Raw genomic sequence first — 13,841 nt, 5'->3', positions numbered from 1 at the left:
TAATCCCGGAATCTCTCGTACAGAAAGGGTTACGGCATATGGAATGTAACCGGAAAGGAGAGCAGGGATGGATTATTTATCGCACAATGTTGCCGTTAATTTAAAGAGAATACGCAGGTCGAGGGGGATGAGCCTGGATCTGGTCGCAGAGCAGACCGGTGTGAGCAAGAGTATGCTCGCGCAGATTGAAAAAGACAGAGCCAATCCCTCTCTTGGCGTGCTGGGGAAGATTTCCAGCGGACTGCGGGTAAAAGTAGAAGAACTGCTGGGACCGCCGCCGCTTAGCAGCAGCCGGGTCCGGGTTACAGATATGGTTCCCACAAAAGAGGTGGAGGGAAGGTATAAAGTCTGGACCTGTTTCCCCTATGAGGATAATCAGATCCTTGAGATCTACCGGATTGAGATCGAACCGGGACATACATATGAGAGCGGCGGGCACGGCGAGAAAACCATGGAATATATCTCTGTATCTGAAGGGGAGCTGGTCATACAGTGCGGAGACGAAAGACACTGTCTGACAAAGGAGGATATTCTGCGATTTGAGACAGACCAGATGCACAGCTATATCAACGAAGGAAACGAAAGAGTGAGTTTTCTGTGTGTGTTTGTGGATCAGCACTGAAATGTACAATATAATACACAGAAAAACTCTGAACAGCATTTTTAAATATTCGGAAATCGTTAATTAGCAACAAAAAATATCTGATGATATATTTAAAAATGTGAGTTTTCATAAAAATATAATAACTGAACAAAATCTGTTGACATAAATCAACTTCCGTGATAATGTTACAAATGTACAATATATTGAATGAAATCTGAAAGGCGAAGACGCTGCTGTTATGAGCGTCTTCGCCTTTTCTGTTTTTCAGGAAGGGAGATTGCTATGAGATTAAAAGACACAGGTTTAACAGTACAGGATATCAGGGACAAGGTAGATAAATATATGATCGAGACATATGAGCGTTTCGATTTTCTGGCGGAGACAGCAAAAGGAATGTACATCTATGATGAAAATGGAACGCCTTATCTTGATTTCTATGCAGGAATCGCTGTGAACTCGGCCGGAAACTGCAATGAGAAAGTTGTGGAGGCCGTGAAAGATCAGGTCGGCGATATCATGCATACATTCAATTATCCATACACGATTCCCCAGGCTCTTCTGGCGGAAAAAATATGCACCACGCTGGATATGGACAAGATCTTCTTCCAGAACTCAGGAACCGAGGCAAACGAGGCCATGATCAAAATGGCGAGGAAGTACGGAGTAGAGAAATACGGCCCACACAAATACAACATCGTAACAGCGAAAGAATCTTTCCATGGACGTACCTTCGGGTCCATGAGCGCTACAGGACAGCCGGACAATGCATGCCAGGCGGGATTCGGTGATATGACACCGGGATTCAGCTACGCGCCGTTCAATGATCTGAAAGCGTTTGAGGAAGCATGCACAGAAAATACCATCGCGATCATGGTAGAGCCGGTACAGGGAGAAGGCGGCGTGCACCCGGCGACACAGGAATTCCTGCAGGGACTCCGGAAACTGTGCGATGAGAGAGGCATGCTGCTGCTTCTTGACGAAGTGCAGACCGGATGGTGCAGGACCGGAGCGGTCATGTCCTACATGAATTACGGAATCAAGCCGGATATCGTATCCATGGCAAAGGCTATGGGCGGCGGAATGCCCATCGGAGCGATCTGTGCCACAGCAGAAGTGGCGGCGGCATTTACTCCGGGATCCCACGGATCCACATTCGGCGGCAGCCCGGTAAGCTGTGCGGCGTCTCTTGCAGAGATCGACGAGCTTCTGAGCAGAGATCTGGCCGGAAATGCAAAAGAGATGGGCGCTTATTTTATGGATGAGTTGAGAAATCTTCCACATGTAAAAGAGGTCAGAGGACAGGGACTTCTGGTAGGAGTTGAATTTGACGATACAGTCAATGCAGTGGACATCAAGCACGGATGCTTCGACAGAAAGCTTCTTGTAACCGCCATAGGAAGCAGCATTATCCGCATGGTGCCGCCGCTTATCCTGACCAGGGAGGACTGCGACAAGGCGTTTGCCATTCTGAAAGAAACTGTGGAAGCGCAGTAAGCAGATCCGTGAACACAGACAAGTACGTACAAGGAAGGAGAATGACAGATGAGCCATTTTGTAATAACGCTGGGCTGCGAGTACGGCAGCGGGGGACCGGACATCGGCCGGATGATCGCCGATTCTCTGGGAATTGAGTTCTATGACAGAGATCTGATCGATAAAGTGGTGGACGATCTCGGTGTAGACCGGGAGCTGGTGGAAAAAGCCGACACCGGAGACAAGGTCAGATATGAGTTTGACACAAATCTGGGGCCCAGATACGCCAACCTGACCAACCGGGTCATTGCGGCACAGTTTGATGTAATACGGAAATTCGCGGAAAAATCATCCTGCCTGATCATCGGACGATGCAGCGATTATATTCTGAGAGACCGTGATGACTGCCTGAACATTTTTGTTTATGCGCCGGAGGAGTACAGGATCCGGCACATCATGGAGCAGAAACATATAAATGAGAAAGAGGCCCGTGAGCTTGTGAAATACAATGACGACATGCTCCATGCCAGATATAAGTATCTCACCGGAACATACCGGGGCGACAGACACAGCCGTCATCTGCTGGTTGACAGCAGTGTTCTCGGACTGGAAAAGACAGCAAAGTACATCATGCAGTTTATTGATCTCAGATTTGAGGACATGTAGGCAGAAAGGGGTGGACACAGATGGAAAACAAGAAAAAGTCAGAATTTAACAAAGTGTTCAGTGCCTGGGACATCCTTGTAATCGCGTTTGGCGCTATGATCGGATGGGGCTGGGTCGTATCGACCGGCGACTGGATCAATACCGGCGGCGTGATCGGCGCGATGCTTGGATTTGTGATTGGCGGCGTTATGATTTTCTTCGTGGGACTTACCTATGCGGAGCTTACGGCTGCTCTCCCGCAGTGCGGCGGGGAACATGTCTTCAGCTTCCGTGCCATGGGGCCCATTGGTTCTTATATCTGTACCTGGGCCATTGTCCTGGGGTATGTCAGCGTTGTATGTTTTGAGGCGTGCGCGCTTCCTACGATCATTACATATATTTATCCGGATTTCCTGCAGGGGTATCTGTATACAGTGGCAGGATTTGACATTTACGCGTCATGGGTTGCCGTTGCGGTGATCGTGGCAGTATTCATTACTTATATCAATATAAGAGGCGCGAAGACTGCCGCTTTTCTGCAGACCGTTCTGACGGTCATTATCGGAGTGGTGGGAATCCTTCTGGTCGTGGCTTCCCTGTTCAGCGGCGATATGTCCAATATAGAGAGCCAGCTGTTCGTCGGAGACTCTACAGCGTCAATGGCGCGGAATGTGTTCGGGGTCGCGGCCCTGACGCCGTTCTTCTTTATCGGTTTTGACGTAATTCCCCAGGCGGCGGAAGAAATCAGCGTTCCGCTGAAAAAGATCGGCGGAATTATGATCCTTTCCATCCTTCTGGCGGTTGCCTTTTACGCCCTTGTGATTTTCGGCGTAGGCTATGTAATGAACCCGTCAGATATCGCGGCTTCACAGGCGGGGACAGGTCTGGTAACGGCCGACGCCATGGCGAAAGCCTTTGGCAGCGAGATGATGTCAAGGGTGCTGATCATCGGAGGAATGTGCGGAATCATCACAAGCTGGAACTCTTTCCTGATCGGAGGAAGCCGTGCCATGTACTCCATGGCGGAATCCTACATGATCCCGAAGGTATTTGCCACTCTTCATTCAAAGTATAAAACACCTACCGTTGCTCTTTACCTGATCGGAGCATTATCCGTACTTGCGCCTTTCTTCGGAAGACAGATGCTTGTATGGGTAGTGGATGCGGGAAACTTCGGATGCTGTCTTGCGTACTGCATGGTAGCGCTTTCCTTCATCATTCTGCGGTCAAAAGAGCCGGATCTGAAAAGACCGTACAAGGTAAAACATTATAAACTCGTCGGTACTCTTGCAGTGCTTATGTCAGGTTTTATGGTGGCTATGTATATCATCCCGAATTCCGGGTGCTCCCTGGTGCCTCAGGAATGGGTGATGGTCGGCGGATGGTCTCTCCTGGGAGTTGTGTTCTTCATTATATGTAAACTGACATATAAAGAAAAGTTTGCTATTCTTGTAAATGTTGTTGATGAGGATGAAGCAGAAGAAAAGAAAGAAGAAGAGAGCGCTGTGGCATCGGCTGTTTCTACCGCAAAAGGCAGAGAAGGGGCAGCCGAAGCGCAGGCGGATACGGCATTTTCCTATTATCTTCCGGTAAATATTGAGTTCGGATGCGGAAAAGTGGATCAGGCGGGCAGTCTGGCAAAGCCGTACGGAAAGAATGCTCTGATCGTTACAGGACGAAGCAGCGCGAAGAAGTCCGGACTTTATGACCGGGTATCTGCCAGCCTGGAGGCGGCAGGCATGACCCATCTGCTCTTTGACAAAGTAACCCAGAATCCGCTGACTACTACGGCAGAGGAAGGTGCGGCATATGCAAAGGAACATAGATGTGACGTGATCCTTGCCATCGGCGGCGGAAGCGTTATGGACTGCGCGAAAGCAATCGCCTTTCTGGCCGTAAACTCAGGAAACATCAATGATTATATTTTCAGCCGGCTGTCCAGCAATAAAGCCCTGCCGATTGTACTGATCCCCACTACATGCGGAACCGGATCGGAAGGAAACGGCTTTGCGGTTCTCACCAATCCGGAGAACGGAGACAAAAAATCCCTTCGATGCAATGCAATTGTTCCGAAGGTATCTATTGTAGATCCGGAGTGTATGATGACCATGCCGAAAAAAGTGCTGGCGTCTGTGGGATTCGACGCGCTGTGCCATTGTATGGAAGCATATACTTCAAAGGTTGCCCAGCCGTTTACAGACGCGCTCTGTGAATATGCAATGAATCTGATCGCCCATAATCTTGTAAAGGTTTACCGGGGCGAGGGCGGCAAAAGAGCGTGGGAGAAACTTACGCTTGCAAGCACCATCGGCGGTATGGTGATCAATACGGCGGGAGTTACGCTGGCTCACGGGATGGAGCATCCGGCAAGCGGACTCAAAGACATTGTTCACGGACAGGGACTGGCAGCGCTTACTCCGGCAGTGATCGAGGCTTCGCAGAAAGGAAATCATTTTAAATTTGCGAAGATTGCGAGAATCTTCGGAGGAATTACTGCAGATGACTGCGCGCCTGCCATCCGTATGCTCCTTAAAGATCTGGATCTTACCTGCACCCTGTCTGATCTGGGTCTGGAAGAGAAAGACATTCCGTGGATGGCTGAGAACTGCATGAAAGTCTCCGCGGCAGGCGTGGCGAATAACCCGGAGGTGTTCACTGAGGAAGAGATCGCAGAGATCTACCGCGCCGCAATGTAAAAGAAAATAAAAAAGAAGTAAGATCGGCGGGCCGTTATATTATATGACGGCCCGCGTTATTGCTTGAAAAACAGAATGGGAAAAGGAGAAAAAATGAAGTTCAAAACAGCAGCAATGGAAGATTTTGAAACAGTGTTCCACTATATACAGGCTCTTTGGACGTATAATACTTACGATAAGGAAGAAATTCGGACGGTTTATGAGCGGGTGATCCGGGATGAGAATTCTTTCGCGTTTTTTGTTCTGGATGAGGGAGAGTATAAAGGCTTCTGCCACGGAGATTATTTTGATACGTTCTGGATGTCCGGCAGGACATGCTATATATCCAGTCTCATAACAAATGAAAAGGATCGTGGCAAAGGATACGGCAGAGCGCTTATGGATCATGCGCTGCAGCTTGCACGCCGGGAAAGCTGTAAGGCTGTGATACTGGATTCCGGATTTCCGAGAGAGCGGGCACACAGATTTTATGAGAAATACGGTTTTGAAAAGAGCTGTTACGGATTTGAGATTGCTTTATAAAGAAAAACAGATATGATGGCGGCCCTTGCTGTGCTGATGCCGGCACAAAAAGGAAAAAGCACCTGTCCGGGGAGAAAGTATCCCCGGATTTTTTTGTTTCAGAGGAGGAAAGAACATTTGAAATAAAACCCTGGGGTATATACAGAAAAACTATCTGGCTATTCTGAATACATTGCAAATATTCTAAAATAATTCATGGAATAAGAAGAGAAACAGAGAGGAGAAAATACAATGGGAAAGTACAGAAAACTGGCAGAAGACATTATGAACAATGTGGGAGGAAATTGGTATTACAACAGGGATCCTTTTATTCAGACAAAAAAGATTCAGATATAAACTGGTGGATACCTTCTGTTTTCGGATCAGATCTCACATAAGTAAAACTAATTCATAATACCGGAAATTGAAATTGATAAACCCGGAAAAAAGATTATCCCGTTCTGTACCAATGAAGGAAGCGGCATGGGCAGCAGTGAGCGGGATCTGAAGAAGATCTGTAAAGGGGTTGAAGTGAAAAGCGGTCTGTCCATTCACGGGGCAGAAGCAGCTCAGTCACGTACAAAAGTAGAAGCATGGATAAGAAAGATGGTGTAATGATGGATATATTTGAAAATGTAAAGAAAAAATTCGGTTTCGGATGTATGAGACTGCCCATGAAAGGCAGTGAAGTAGACAAAGAAGAGTTCTCAGAAATGGTGGACACTTTTCTGGAAAACGGCTTCAACTACTTTGATACGGCACACGGATATCTGGGAGGACTCAGCGAGACGGCTCTCCGCGAATGCCTGACAAGCCGTTATCCCCGCGACAGATACATACTCACAGATAAACTGACGAATTTCTTTTTTAAAACGGAAGAGGACATCCGTCCGTTTTTTGAGAGTCAGCTGGAGGCGTGCGGCGTGGATTATTTTGACTTCTATCTGATGCACGCGCAGAGCGCGGACAATTTTGCTTTCTTTAAAAAATGCCGTGCTTATGAAACTGCGCTGGAGCTGAAAAAGGAAGGGAAGATCCGTCACTTCGGAATCTCTTTCCATGACAGGGCAGATGTGCTGGAGCAGATCCTGACCGAGTACCCCCAGATCGAAGTGGTGCAGATCCAGTTTAATTATCTGGATTATGAGGATCCGGCAGTGGAGAGCAGAAAATGCTATGAAGTCTGCTGTAAATACGGCAAGCCGGTGATCGTAATGGAGCCGGTCAAAGGAGGCAATCTTGTTAACCTTCCGGAGGACGCCGCAGCGGTACTGGATGAACTTCACGGAGGCAGCCCGGCAAGCTACGCGATCCGGTTCGCGGCAGGATTTGACGGGATCCGGATGGTACTTTCCGGTATGAGCAGCATGGAGCAGATGGAAGATAATATAAGCTATATGAAAGATTTCACGCCGCTGTCTGAGACAGAGAAAAAAGCGATCGACAGAGTCAGAGAGATCTTTCAGTCCAAGAATCTGATCCAGTGTACGGCCTGCCGCTACTGTACGGCAGGGTGTCCGAAACAGATCTCCATTCCGGATCTGTTCGCCTGCATGAATGCAAAGAAGATCTTCCATGACTGGAACACGGATTATTACTATAATAATGTACATACAGTAAATAATGGGAAGGCGTCAGACTGCATCAAATGCGGCAAGTGTGAGAAAGCCTGTCCCCAGCATCTGCCGATCAGACAGCAGCTTCAGAGAAATTACTGTGTGTTCTGGCTGAAAGACAAGACGAACTATTACATCGAAGAATTTGCGGGAATTCTCCGGAAACTTCTTTTATAACCAAAGCTGAAAGGGGACTGACATATGATTGAAGTTGAAGTAAAGCTTCCCATCCCGGATCCGGAAGGGGTAAAAAACAGGATTCTGGAGGCGGGTTTTAAAGAGCAGAGGTTTATTGAGGAGCGAGATACATATTTTGACAATGCCCGTGGAGACATTAGAGCGAACGGAGAAGCTCTCAGAGTCCGTGAGACGAAAGACTGCCGTACAGGTAAAAAACAGGCACAGATCAATTATAAAGGAAAGAAGCTGGATACGCAGACGATGACCCGGAGAGAATTAGAAACCGGGGTAGAGGACGGGGCGGTCTGCCGGGAGATTCTGCAGGCCATCGGGTACTCTCCCGCGGAACCGGAAGTAATCAAGATCCGGACAATGCTGCAGAAAGATTTCATCACAGCCTGTCTGGATAATGTGCGGGGACTGGGCGATTTTCTGGAACTGGAGATTCTGGTGGAAAGTGAAGAGAAAAAAGATGCCGCCCTGGGTCAGATCAAAGACATCCTGAACAGTCTGGGGTATCAGGTCTCCGACACAGTTCAGACCTCTTATTTATCTATGCTTCAGAGAAAGGCAGATAAAGAAGGATATCAGAATGAATGAAAGTTCTGGTATCCTTTTTTGCTGCTGTGCGGTCGCATCAGTTTTACTTATCAGAACTATTCGGAATTAAAATTGTTGATTTCGGCAGAAAGTTTACAATAAAGTTATCAGAAAGAAAGAGGTGGATGCATTATGAAAAAAGATGTAATGATTTTAACAGGCGCGGGGCAGATCGGCATGGCGATTGCCCGCCGTATGGGATATGGAAAGAAAATTGTGATCGGAGATAAGAATCCGGATAATGCGCAGGCTGTCGCAAAGATCATGAATGACGCCGGATACGATGCAGACGCCGTGGAGATGGATCTCTCTTCCCGGGAGTCCATTAAAAATCTGATCGCAAAAGCGCAGGAGTACGGGGATATTACTATGCTGGTAAATGCGGCAGGCGTTTCTCCCAGCCAGGCGCCCGTTGAGGCAATTCTGAAAGTAGATCTGTACGGCACGGCGGTACTTCTGGAGGAAGTGGGCAAGGTGATCAGAGAAGGCGGCGTGGGAGTGACAATCTCAAGCCAGTCCGGACACCGTATGCCGGCCCTTACGCCGGAGGAAGACGAACAGCTTGCCTGCACGCCTGCAGAGGACCTGCTGAAGCTGGACATTCTTCAGCCGGAGAATATAAGAGATACGCTGCACGCTTACCAGATGGCGAAACGCTGCAATGAGAAGCGGGTCATGGCAGAGTCCGTAAAGTGGGGAGAGAAGGGAGCGCGGATCAATTCCATTTCTCCGGGAATTATCGTAACGCCGCTGGCCATTGACGAATTTAACGGTTCCCGGGGAGACTTCTATAAAAACATGTTCGCGAAGTGCCCGGCAGGACGCCCGGGAACAGCGGACGAAGTTGCCAACGTGGCTTTTCAACCCTTTTTCAAATAATGAGAGCCCATACTTCAATAATGAGAACATGAGGTCTGTTTATGAGTAGCGGGGATGCAAAAGGGAGTGATCCGCTGGATGCCAGTGAAAAATTCTTATAATCCAAACCGGAAACAAGGAGAAAATGTGGAGGAAGGTCAGCGCTTGAAAAAATGAAAAAGTTCATGATACATTTGCTTGTTTATATAAGCACGGCGGCAGCGGCTGTTTTATCCATTATACAGGCAGGAAAACAGATACTGCCGTGGATTGCCGGAATAGTGGTGTATGTCCTGGCAGCTGTTCTGCTGACGCTTTCATGCGTGTTTTTTTATCACGATCTGAGGGAGAATGTTATAAAGAAAATCCTTGAAGTTATAAAAAAGAATCCTCTTGGAGAACGTTTTCTTGCCGACTATACGTTTCGTACCATCCTTACCACTCTGCCTGCATTTTTGATCAATGTGGCATATACGGTGTATAACGGTGTGATCACGATCCGCAATATAGGCGCTGCGGATGCGCTGGTATCCATGGTTACCCTGCAGGCGGCGATGTTTGCCTCATTTCAAGATAAAAATAGCTTGAATACCAATCAGATGAACGCCATTACCGGACTGGCTGTCTGTATCCTCATATCAATATTGGGAATAAGCATGATCTGGTATGCCTGGAAGAAAAAGAAAGAATCCTGAGCGCATCAGGATTCTTTCTGATATTATTCAGACAGAAGTCAGGCGCGTTTTCCATTGCGTAGCTGTAACCGCAGTAGTTCAGCATTTCGATATCGTTTCCGCCGTCCCCGAAGGCAGCGCACTGCTCCGGAGAAATTCCCCAGCGCTCTGCAAGCCGCTTCAGGCCGGACGCCTTGTGACAGCCCGGAACGATCAGATCAATGGAGCCGTGACCGCTGGTTGTGGGCTCAGCTTTCCCGCCGAGCCGCTCACGGAACATTCAGGATTTCCGGATATTCCCTGCACAGATCAATAACAGCATAAATGTTAATGCTGGTTCTGCAGCGGGTTCTGTGTTATTATCTATATAAAAATCACCTGTTTTTCATAATTTCTATACAGAAGGTATCATACAGATAATAAGGAAAGCCTGCAGATTTCTGTTCTGCCGGATGAGAAGGCTTCCCGGAAAGGACGGTCTGAATATGGAAAAATATAGGAGAATATTTGTTGTGGTTATAGACTCTCTTGGTGTGGGAGCAATGGAGGATTCCTCTGAGTTCGGAGATGTGGATGTGAATACTCTGGGGCATATCTCCCGGTCTGTGGACAGTTTTGTCATCCCGAATCTTCAGAAGATGGGCATGGCAAATCTTACACCGCTGAAGCAGGTGGAACCGGTGGAGAACAGCCTGGGATATTACGGAAAGCTCCGGGAGAAAAGCAAAGGGAAAGACACCATGACCGGACACTGGGAGATGATGGGGCTTGAGGTAAAGAAGCCCTTTAAGACATTTACGGAGCACGGATTTCCGCCGGAACTGATCCGGGAGCTGGAAGAAAAGACCGGACATAAGGTAATCGGCAACAAAAGCGCCAGCGGAACAGAGATCCTGGATGAGCTGGGAGAGGAAGAAATTGCCACAGGACATATGATCGTATATACGTCCGCGGATTCTGTCCTGCAGATCTGCGGCAACGAAGAGACTTTCGGCCTGGATGAATTGTACCGCTGCTGTGAGATCGCCCGGCAGATTACCATGAAGGATGAGTGGCGCGTGGGAAGGGTTATTGCCCGCCCCTATGTGGGAAAGAAAAAAGGAGAATTCCGGCGCACCAGCAATCGCCATGATTACGCGCTGAAGCCTTTCGGAAAAAACGCGCTGGACGCGCTGAAAAGCGCCGGTCTGGACGTGATTTCTGTGGGGAAGATCCGGGATATTTTCGACGGGGAAGGAATCACCCGGAGTTATAAATCCAAAAGCTCGGTTCACGGTATGGAGCAGACCATCGCCCTTGCGCAGGAAGATTTTCACGGGCTGTGCTTTGTCAATCTGGTGGACTTTGACGCACTGTGGGGCCACAGAAGAGACCCGGAAGGATATGCGGCTGAGATTGAGCGCTTTGATGTGAATCTTGGCAGGCTTCTGCCGCTTCTCAGGGAGGAAGACCTGCTGATAATCACCGCGGACCATGGAAATGATCCCACCTACACAGGTACAGACCACACACGGGAAAAAGTGCCGTTTCTCGCATGGTCCCCGTCCATGAAAGGAAGGGGAGAACTGCCGGAGGCGGATACATTCGCCGTCATCGGCGCTACAGCAGCGGATAATTTCGGCGTTTCCATGCCTGAGGGAACCATCGGAACATCCCTGCTGGAAAAATTACAATAGATAGACAAAAAGAAAAGGAGACCGGTCAGATGGACTTTCATACAATACTCAGATCCCGGTGTCTGATTACAGACGGAGCAATGGGAACATACTACAGGGAGAAATACGAAAACAGCCCGGGAGCCCCGGAACTTGACAACCAGACAGAGCCTCAGAAAATTGAGGCGGTTCACAGAGAATATATTGAAGCAGGGGCCGACATTATCAGAACCAACAGTTTTGCCTCAAATGTAAAGACGCTCTGCGCGGATCTCTCCGGAGAGACAACCAGAGAAGAGCAGCTGAAGCGGGTTTATGATAATGTGCAGGCGTCCTGCCGGATCGCCCGGTCCGCGGTGAGAAAAGAGCAGGAAAAAGCAGAAAAAACGGGAAAAATCCAAAAAGAGGTATATATAGCCGGAGATATCGGCCCTATACCGGAGCAGGACGACGGCAAAGAGGCGGAGGATATTCTTGAAGAATACAGAACCATGGCAAAGGCCCACCTGGATTCCGGAGTCAGGCTGATCTGGTTTGAAACCTTTTCGGATTTTGAACAGATACTGCCGGCGGCAGAGTGGATCCGGTCAGTCAGTGACGCATTTATCATGGCAAGCTTTTCTGTGAATATGTATGGCTATACAAAAACAGGAATCAGCATGAGAGAACTTCTCAGGACTGCTGAAGAAAGCAGTCTGATTGACGGAATCGGGTTTAACTGCGGTATCGGGCCATCCCATTTATGCAGGCTTCTGAGAAGGCAGAATCTGGGAAAAATGATTGTATCTGCCGTGCCGAATGCCGGTTACGCGGAACGGATTGAGAACAGAATGGTCTATCGGGACAATGCCGCATACTTCTGTGAAGCGATGGAAGAGATTGCGGATCTGGGCGTAAATATGATCGGCGGATGCTGCGGAACCAATCCGTCCTATACGAAGAAACTGGCCCAGACTGTAGGAAACCGGCCTGCCGCAAAAAGACTGGAAGACCGGCCGGAAGAGAGGGCGGAGTCGGAGATCCGCTATGACAACAACCCCTTTATCCGAAAGATTTATTCCGGAGAAAAGGCGGTTATCGCAGAGCTGGATCCGCCTTTTGACGGAAATGACAGGAAGATGACAGAAGCGGCGGCGGTTCTGAAACAGGCGGGAGTGGAGATGATTACCTTTTCCGATTCCCCTATGGGCAAAATGAGGGCGTCAGGCGTCATGTCCGCGGTCAAGATCGCCAATCAGCTGGAAGCAGAGACCATGCCCCATATTGCGTGCCGGGACAGAAACGCAATCGGAACCGGCTCTGAAATACTGGGCGCATATATGAACGGCATCCGGAACTTCCTGATTGTTACCGGGGATCCGGTTCCGTCGGGAGACCGGGGCAGCATCAAGTCTGTCTACGATTACAACTCGGTTACCCTGATGAATTATATCCGGCAGCTGAACAAAGAATATTTCTCGGAAGATCCCATTGCCTATGGCGGAGCCCTGAATTATGGGAGAGCCAATATTGACGCCGAGATCAGAAGGATGGAGAAAAAATGCCGGGCCGGAGCGTCCTTTTTCCTGACCCAGCCGATCTATTCGGATGAGGACGTAGAAAGAATCGGCTACATAAAAAGCAGAATCGATACAAAGATCATCTGCGGCATTATGCCTCTGGTCAGCTACCGCAACGCAGTATTCATGAAAAATGAAATCACGGGTATTCACGTTCCGGATGAGATTATCGCACAGTACCGTAAAGATATGAGCCGGGAAGAAGCACAGGCCGCGGGGGTCCGCATTGCAGTGGAGATCGCGGAGAAACTCCGGGATACCGCCGACGGATACTATTTCATGGTGCCCTTCAACCGGGCCCGGATGATTGCGGAAATTATGGAAGAGATTCGGATCTGACGGAGAGAATTTCCGGCAGCAAAAAAAGGAAAGCAGAGGACGAAGGAGTTTTTCGAAGACGGATTCAGAAGAAGGGGACAGGGCATCCGGATTCCGTTCCATGAGTTAAGATAAATAACGAAGACTGGGAATCAGCTAAAAGCGGGATTTACGGCGGGCTAACTCGCTGCGCTCGGACAGAGCCCGCCGCCAATCCTGACGCTGATTCTCAGTCTTCTATTTATCTAAACTCATTCCAGAGTCATCCGGATGCCCTGTCCCCTTCTTCTGAAAGGTGCATCAGAAAACTCCCCGGCCTCCCGTTTTTCCATTTCCCAGTCCGGAAAATCCCCTCGCAGTTCCTCATAAGGCAAAAAAGGCAGAGAGCTTTAGCGGCGAGGGCGGCGGATGTTCCGGGCAGGGAGTTCGGATGCTCTGAATCTTTGGAATTACCGGGGGATA

At 48.8% G+C, this 13,841-nt stretch carries 13 protein-coding genes; 12 read left to right on the top strand and 1 reads right to left on the bottom strand.

Annotation, left to right across the window (positions count from 1 at the left end):
- Positions 1–67: 67 nt before the first annotated feature.
- From AC0QUU_RS12875 to AC0QUU_RS12830, 10 genes are all read left to right on the top strand, one after another.
- Positions 68–622 carry a helix-turn-helix domain-containing protein gene (locus tag AC0QUU_RS12875; RefSeq protein ID WP_474543299.1) on the top strand — a complete coding sequence of 185 codons (555 nt, stop codon included), beginning with the start codon at positions 68–70 and terminating at the stop codon, positions 620–622.
- 264 nt (positions 623–886) lie between these two features.
- Positions 887–2,098 (top strand): aspartate aminotransferase family protein, encoded by a 1,212-nt coding sequence (locus AC0QUU_RS12870; protein ID WP_474543298.1) that lies wholly within the window; start codon positions 887–889, stop codon positions 2,096–2,098.
- A gap of 48 nt (positions 2,099–2,146) precedes the next feature.
- Positions 2,147–2,743, top strand: coding sequence for a cytidylate kinase-like family protein (locus AC0QUU_RS12865; RefSeq protein ID WP_474543297.1), 597 nt, complete (start codon positions 2,147–2,149; stop codon positions 2,741–2,743).
- Between the two features lie 20 nt (positions 2,744–2,763).
- The gene (locus AC0QUU_RS12860) at positions 2,764–5,418 is read left to right on the top strand and encodes a bifunctional amino acid transporter/iron-containing alcohol dehydrogenase (protein ID WP_474543296.1); all 2,655 of its coding nucleotides are present in this window, start codon (positions 2,764–2,766) and stop codon (positions 5,416–5,418) included.
- Positions 5,419–5,511: 93 nt separating this feature from the next.
- The gene (locus AC0QUU_RS12855) at positions 5,512–5,940 is read left to right on the top strand and encodes a GNAT family N-acetyltransferase (RefSeq protein WP_474543295.1); all 429 of its coding nucleotides are present in this window, start codon (positions 5,512–5,514) and stop codon (positions 5,938–5,940) included.
- A gap of 462 nt (positions 5,941–6,402) precedes the next feature.
- The gene (locus AC0QUU_RS12850; RefSeq protein ID WP_474543294.1) at positions 6,403–6,534 is read left to right on the top strand and encodes a hypothetical protein; all 132 of its coding nucleotides are present in this window, start codon (positions 6,403–6,405) and stop codon (positions 6,532–6,534) included.
- Positions 6,513–7,712 carry an aldo/keto reductase gene (locus AC0QUU_RS12845; protein ID WP_474543293.1) on the top strand — a complete coding sequence of 400 codons (1,200 nt, stop codon included), beginning with the start codon at positions 6,513–6,515 and terminating at the stop codon, positions 7,710–7,712. The genes AC0QUU_RS12850 and AC0QUU_RS12845 overlap by 22 nt, the downstream gene beginning before the upstream one ends.
- A 24-nt stretch (positions 7,713–7,736) precedes the next feature.
- Positions 7,737–8,315, top strand: a complete 579-nt coding sequence (gene cyaB, locus AC0QUU_RS12840; RefSeq protein WP_474543292.1) for a class IV adenylate cyclase — start codon at positions 7,737–7,739, stop codon at positions 8,313–8,315.
- 132 nt (positions 8,316–8,447) lie between these two features.
- Positions 8,448–9,194 carry an SDR family oxidoreductase gene (locus tag AC0QUU_RS12835; RefSeq protein ID WP_474543291.1) on the top strand — a complete coding sequence of 249 codons (747 nt, stop codon included), beginning with the start codon at positions 8,448–8,450 and terminating at the stop codon, positions 9,192–9,194.
- Positions 9,195–9,346: 152 nt separating this feature from the next.
- On the top strand, positions 9,347–9,868 hold the full coding sequence (locus AC0QUU_RS12830; RefSeq protein ID WP_474543290.1) for a hypothetical protein: 522 nt from the start codon (positions 9,347–9,349) through the stop codon (positions 9,866–9,868).
- Here the strand turns inward: AC0QUU_RS12830 and AC0QUU_RS12825 are convergent.
- Entirely contained in the window at positions 9,807–10,127 is a 321-nt protein-coding gene (locus tag AC0QUU_RS12825) for an HAD-IIB family hydrolase (protein ID WP_474543289.1), read from the bottom strand. The genes AC0QUU_RS12830 and AC0QUU_RS12825 overlap by 62 nt on opposite strands.
- A 205-nt stretch (positions 10,128–10,332) precedes the next feature.
- On the opposite strand from AC0QUU_RS12825, the gene AC0QUU_RS12820 reads away from it, so the two are divergent.
- Both AC0QUU_RS12820 and AC0QUU_RS12815 read left to right on the top strand, forming a co-directional pair.
- Positions 10,333–11,523, top strand: coding sequence for a phosphopentomutase (locus tag AC0QUU_RS12820; protein ID WP_474545585.1), 1,191 nt, complete (start codon positions 10,333–10,335; stop codon positions 11,521–11,523).
- A 29-nt stretch (positions 11,524–11,552) separates the two neighbouring features.
- Positions 11,553–13,400 (top strand): bifunctional homocysteine S-methyltransferase/methylenetetrahydrofolate reductase, encoded by a 1,848-nt coding sequence (locus AC0QUU_RS12815; protein WP_474543288.1) that lies wholly within the window; start codon positions 11,553–11,555, stop codon positions 13,398–13,400.
- Positions 13,401–13,841 lie beyond the last annotated feature (441 nt).

Source organism: Mediterraneibacter sp. HA8405, assembly GCF_056148955.1.
Note: the sequence above shows the minus strand (reverse complement) of the source record. Positions and strands in the feature narration are given on the sequence as shown.